Consider the following 5,539-nt stretch of genomic DNA (forward strand, 5'->3'; position numbering starts at 1 on the left):
GGTGACAGGTGACAGGTGACAGGTGACAGGTGACAGGTGACAGGTGACAGGTGACAGGTGACAGGTGACAGGTGACAGGTGACAGGTGACAGGTGACAGGTGACAGGTGACAGGTGACAGGTGACAGAAAATAGAGTAAGAACTGACAACTAACAACTGACCACTGACAACTGACATTGGAGGTGAGACAAGTATGGGAAGAACGTTAGAAAACAAGAAAGAGATAGTAGCTGATCTCAAAGAAAGTTTGAGTGTATCAACTTTAGCACTGGTAATTGATTATCAGGGGTTAACTGTTGCTGAAATCACCGATTTGCGTCGGCAACTCCGTCCTAGTGGTGCTATCTGTAAGGTGACAAAAAACACCTTTATGGGTATTGCGATTAAGGATCAGGAACAATGGCAGCCAATGTCAGAATTACTGAATGGTTCTTCTGCATTTCTGCTAGTTAAAGAAGATTTATCTGCGATTAAAGCTTACCAAGCATTCCAAAAAGCCACCAAGAAAACAGAAATTCGCGGCGGTGTGATGGAAGGTCGTGTCCTGAGTGAAGCTGATGTCAAGGCTCTAGGAGACTTGCCTTCTAAGGAACAACTCATGGCTCAAATTGCTGGAGCTATCAACGGTGTGGCTACCAAGCTGGCTGTTGGTATCAACGAAGTTCCCAGTTCCTTGGCTCGCGCTTTGCAAGCTGTTGCTGAAAAAGAAAATAGCGATAGTTCTGAAAGTGCTACCGAAAGTTAGTTGTAGTCAGTAAAAATTAACTACTGACCAATGACAACTAGATAACTAAAAACTAACAAATCATACATTCTTTAGGAGTTATATCCATGTCTGCTGCAACCGAACAAATTTTAGAACAATTGAAATCTTTGACCTTATTAGAAGCTTCTGAATTGGTTAAGCAAATCGAAGAAGCTTTTGGTGTTAGTGCTGCTGCTACTGGTGGTGGCATGATGATGATGGCTGCTCCTGGTGCTGCTGCTGCTGAAGTAGTAGAAGAGAAGACCGAATTTGATGCAATTCTGGATTCTGTACCTGCTGATAAGAAGATTGCTGTCTTGAAAATCGTTCGTGAAATCACTGGTCTAGGTCTGAAAGAAGCTAAGGACTTGGTAGAAGCTGCTCCTAAAGCTGTTAAAGAAGCTGTAACTAAGGACGCTGCTGAGGATATCAAGAAGCGGATTGAAGAAGCTGGTGGTAAGGTAACAGTTAAGTAATTGTTATTAGGTGATTGGTAATGGGTAATTGGGAAGAATTTTTTACCCATTACCCATTACCCATTACCCATTACTCAATTATTATTTTTTCAAAACTGGCATTAAATATTGTGTGAGTGTAAAGGCATCAACTCCTAATTCTGTTCTTGTTTGTGCTGCTAATATTCCTGCTTGGGAATGCCACCAAGCGGCAGTTGCGACTATATCTTCTATAAGAATTTCTTTATTCATAATTTGCGCTAATAGTCCCCCTAATAAACCAGTCAATACATCACCACTGCCTCCACGCGCTAAGGCTGGGGTACTTTCAGGATTTATCCAAACATTACCTTGGGGATTAGATATGGCTGTTCTTGCTCCTTTTAATAGGACTATAGCACCACTTTCTTGGGCTGCTGTTTGGATGGCTTTGATTCGGTCTGTGTGGTCAATATTCGGAAATAATCGCTTAAATTCTCCTGTATGGGGTGTGAGGACGGTGGCTGATTTTCGCTGTTTTAGGCGGGGGATAGTGCCTATTTGTGCTAAAATATTTAAGGCATCAGCATCAAGAATTAGGGGACATTCGCATTGAATTATTTCGGGAATAATAGATATATTATCTTTGGTTAAACCGGGTCCGCAAGCGATCGCAGTAAATGAATTTAAATCTATATTTTCTGGTAATTGTACACTAGCGATCGCTCCTGTTTCTGTTTCAGGACAACCAATAATTAAGGCTTCTGGTAACTGGGAAACTAACAACATTTTTAAGGATTCTGGAACAGCAATAGATAGCATTCCCACACCAGAAGCTCGCGCACCCAAACCTGTTAAAATCGCTCCACCGGCATAACGTCGAGAACCACAAATTAATAATAAATGTCCTTGTTTGTATTTGTGAGTAATGAGGGGACGGGGTAAAGGTAAGGTGGATAATGCCGTTGTTTGTGTAATGCGTTTGATTTTGGGAATATCACCGATTACAGCCTGAATATCTGCTAGGGGAATATCAAAATCAATTAATTCGGCTTGACCAATATAAGGTAATGCTTGTTCTTGTAATAAACCTTGTTTCCATAAACCCAAGCAAAATGTATAAGTTGCCTGGATAGCTGTTCCTAAAACTTCCCCTGTATCTGTATGTAAACCTGAAGGTATATCAATACTAATAATGGGTTGATTTTTGTTATTAAAATAATTAACTGCCGCAGCGATAGAATCAGTAATTTCTCTTTCTAAACCAAAGCCAAATAAACCATCAATTAAAAAATCATAACTTGGTAATTGGGAAATTTCTTGATAACAGGGGATTTTTAAACTTTGTGTATATTGGAAATGTTGAGAAGTTAATTCTTTTAATTTAGAAAAAGGTTGATAAATCCAAACTTGATAACCGCGAAAATGCAATTCACGAGCTACTACTAAGGCATCTCCTCCATTATGACCGGGTCCGACTAAAATTCCTACACATTTTCCTGGGGAAATAATAGCCTGTAAGCGTTGGAAAATTAGTCCTCCTACTTTTTCCATTAAAGCAGCTACAGGCATTCCTGCTGTAAATATTCTGGCTTCAATTTCCCGCATTTGGCTTGCGGTAACAATAAATTTTTCTTTAGTCATTGGTCAGTTGTTAGTTGTCATTTTTCATAAAAAGTCTGAACTATGATTTGTTTGATTATTTTGATGAAGATAATTAATTTATCGGTTAAGGAAACTAATCATCTTCATCACAAAAATCATAGTTCAGACTTATTTGCCATAATAGACCCTGGCATTGCCGTAACCTGAATTTTTCAAATAGTTATTCCATTGTTCTGCTTCCAAGCGATCGCTAAATGGTCCTACAGCTATGTGCGATCCCAATGGCTGACTTCTCCTAAATACATTAATATTAATACTAACTCTTTGGCGAATTTCTGTCCCTAAAGAAATTAATCTATTAGAATTACTGGGAATAACTACATAATATGAATTTCTGTTTTCTTGTTGATAATTTTGGGTATTAGATAATTCTATATTATCAGAATCAACAATTTTTGCGCCAGGAATACCATTCAATTCCAATTCTCTTACTCGTTGTTTAGCATTAGATTGTCCATTAAAAACGCCAGATTGGATAACCTTACGTCCATTATAATTGCGAATATAGGCATTAGTTTCAATTTGCCGAACTCGCTGTAAAACTTGAGAATTATTACTGTCAACATAAACAAAATACCGATCAAATCCTTGATTATATTGACTATATTGTATACCTTGAGATTGATATAATTTGACTGATGGTAACTGCGATGATGGCTGTTGGTCAATGGATATGTCTTGGGGGTATGGAAGTGTTCCTTGGGCTAATATGGGAATATTATTAGGTATTTGAGCTTGAACCCAACTATATTCACCGAGAAACATCCAACTTCCACTTATCAGCAAAGAAAATACGGGTAAAGAGGTAAAACGACCAACTCTTAAAATAGGCATATTTGTTACCAGTTTTTGCAAAAGTTTTGAGTTTAATTCCAATATTGTAGAATAATTTGAAAGAGCATTAAAGCGGTGAGATTACTCATGAATTTATTGATTTTTAGTAGCCAATTGTTCCGTCAGGCATAATCGCTTTAAACAAATTTGCACCTGTGAGATTTGTCGTACTAATTTCTGCACCGAGTAGATTTACCTTGGTTAAATTAGCATCGGTAAAGTCCGTCATTGCTAAACAAGCATATACTAATTCTGCTTCAGTTAGATCAGCTTCGCGGAGATTAGCTCGACTAAAGTTAACTTTACTCAGTCTAGCAAAACTGAGGTTTGCTTGGTTGAGCTTGGCTTTGATTAGGATAGCTTCTGGCATGATTGCACCCTGCAAGTTAGCACCTATTAATTCTGCTTCAGTCAAATTCGCTTTTGCCAGTCTAGCATTTGTCAGATTAGCACCATTCAAATTACAGCCTTCTAGATTAGTCTCAGTTAAAGTGGTATTTTGTAAGATAGCTCCGCTCAGGTTAGCACCACTCAAATCTACACTACGCAGCGTGGCTTCACTTAAATTAGCACCACTTAGATTTACCTTAGCTAAGTTTGCACCAGTTAAATTAGCACTGCGTAAGTCAGCTTTATGGAGGTTAGCACCTAAGAGATTAGCATAATAGGCTCTTTTTTCTTCTCGCAGGTTAGCACCGCGAAGACAAGCACCTGTAAGGTTAGCACCACTCAAATCAGCACCGCGCAAATCAGCATTCATTAAGTTAGCATCTAGTAGATGTGCCAAAGTTAAATTAGCATTACGCAAATCAGCCCCCTGCAACGTTGCACCATGCAAGTCAGCATCATGTAAGTTGGCATTTTGTAACTGTGCTTGAGTTAGGTTTACACCACGAAGATTTGCACAAATTAGATTGGCATTATTGAGAATAGCTTGACTTAGATAGCTAAAAGTTAGGATAGAGTTACGCAAATTTGCCTGATTTAAATTTATACCAATTAAATCTGCATCAAATAGATTTATGTTATTTAAGTTTGCGTTGATAAATTTTGTTTCTCCATTTGCATATCGGTTCAGAAGTTCTTTGGCATCCATAATAGATATCTCTCAATTATTGTGATAAAGGTTTCCAAAATCAAAAATAGGTTTGATTCTTTGTGATTGAGTATATTTCAAGTAGGCGGTATTGTAATTTGACAGGTATTACTGCCATTGTCATCAGAATCATCTAAATCATCAGCTTGAGTGTGTACAGGTTGATAATTAGGATTAGTAGGTGGTTTAGTTCTTTCAGGTAAATAACTATTAGGCGGTTTATGTGACTTGGTATCAACTGGCATATTACCATACAAGGTACGCATGACCCTGATGATTACACCAGATGCTTGATTATTTTTATCTAGGTTCCCTAAAGAGATAACTGTACTGTTAATTTTAGATTCAAGTTCTCCGATAGTTGGACAAGAATCAAATAATTTCTGCAATAAACTATCCAGTTCTTCAGATTTTAGTTTCAACCAGTCTTCTTCATTGAAAGTAAATTTTTTATCAAGTGCGGAAAATAAAATTATTTTTGCCCTTAATGGGCTAGTATATTTCATCAAGTTTTGCCGCAAATCAAATTGATCATATTGATATTTTGTTGAAATGCTTGAAGATACAGTTGATGGATTTAATGATGTTTTTTCACTATGATAAAATATAGAAATATTGTGGTCAGATTGATTCAATATTATGCCTGTATCTTCTTCATTAACTTGATTTAATATTATTCCTGTCTGCTGATCAGAGGTTGGATATAATTTTTGTAATTCTTTGATAATGATACTGGCAATTATAGAATATTGTTTTGGTTTACTG

The 5,539-nt window shown here is 37.3% G+C and carries 6 protein-coding genes; 2 read left to right on the top strand and 4 right to left on the bottom strand.

Going from position 1 to position 5,539, the window contains the following annotated elements; translation table 11 throughout:
* The first annotated feature begins 193 nt into the window (after positions 1 to 193).
* Both rplJ and rplL read left to right on the top strand, forming a co-directional pair.
* The gene (gene rplJ, locus IQ228_RS19895; RefSeq protein WP_193964095.1) at positions 194 to 745 is read left to right on the top strand and encodes a 50S ribosomal protein L10; all 552 of its coding nucleotides are present in this window, start codon (positions 194 to 196) and stop codon (positions 743 to 745) included.
* 86 nt (positions 746 to 831) lie between these two features.
* Positions 832 to 1,221, top strand: coding sequence for a 50S ribosomal protein L7/L12 (rplL, locus tag IQ228_RS19900; protein ID WP_027404875.1), 390 nt, complete (start codon positions 832 to 834; stop codon positions 1,219 to 1,221).
* Positions 1,222 to 1,302: 81 nt separating this feature from the next.
* Here rplL and IQ228_RS19905 read toward each other — a convergent pair whose 3' ends face one another.
* The 4 genes from IQ228_RS19905 to IQ228_RS19920 form a co-directional block, all read right to left on the bottom strand.
* On the bottom strand, positions 1,303 to 2,823 hold the full coding sequence (locus IQ228_RS19905; protein WP_027404874.1) for a bifunctional ADP-dependent NAD(P)H-hydrate dehydratase/NAD(P)H-hydrate epimerase: 1,521 nt from the start codon (positions 2,821 to 2,823) through the stop codon (positions 1,303 to 1,305).
* Between the two features lie 129 nt (positions 2,824 to 2,952).
* On the bottom strand, positions 2,953 to 3,678 hold the full coding sequence (locus tag IQ228_RS19910) for a hypothetical protein (protein ID WP_193964097.1): 726 nt from the start codon (positions 3,676 to 3,678) through the stop codon (positions 2,953 to 2,955).
* Positions 3,679 to 3,781: 103 nt separating this feature from the next.
* Positions 3,782 to 4,774 carry a pentapeptide repeat-containing protein gene (locus IQ228_RS19915; RefSeq protein ID WP_027404872.1) on the bottom strand — a complete coding sequence of 331 codons (993 nt, stop codon included), beginning with the start codon at positions 4,772 to 4,774 and terminating at the stop codon, positions 3,782 to 3,784.
* A 77-nt stretch (positions 4,775 to 4,851) separates the two neighbouring features.
* Positions 4,852 to 5,539, bottom strand: a 688-nt coding sequence (locus IQ228_RS19920; protein WP_193964099.1) for a hypothetical protein, incomplete at its 5' end; no start/stop codon positions are given.

The sequence above is a fragment of the Dolichospermum sp. LEGE 00246 genome, assembly GCF_015207865.1.
Lineage (GTDB): Bacteria > Cyanobacteriota > Cyanobacteriia > Cyanobacteriales > Nostocaceae > Dolichospermum > Dolichospermum heterosporum.

What these genes read in the sequence shown, in the direction of transcription:
- IQ228_RS19905 (WP_027404874.1), bottom strand. Translation starts at nt 2,823, where the DNA reads ATGACTAAAGAAAAATTTATTGTTACCGCAAGCCAAATGCGGGAAATT.
- rplJ (WP_193964095.1), top strand. Translation starts at nt 194, where the DNA reads ATGGGAAGAACGTTAGAAAACAAGAAAGAGATAGTAGCTGATCTCAAA.
- IQ228_RS19910 (WP_193964097.1), bottom strand. Translation starts at nt 3,678, where the DNA reads ATGCCTATTTTAAGAGTTGGTCGTTTTACCTCTTTACCCGTATTTTCT.
- IQ228_RS19915 (WP_027404872.1), bottom strand. Translation starts at nt 4,774, where the DNA reads ATGGATGCCAAAGAACTTCTGAACCGATATGCAAATGGAGAAACAAAA.
- rplL (WP_027404875.1), top strand. Translation starts at nt 832, where the DNA reads ATGTCTGCTGCAACCGAACAAATTTTAGAACAATTGAAATCTTTGACC.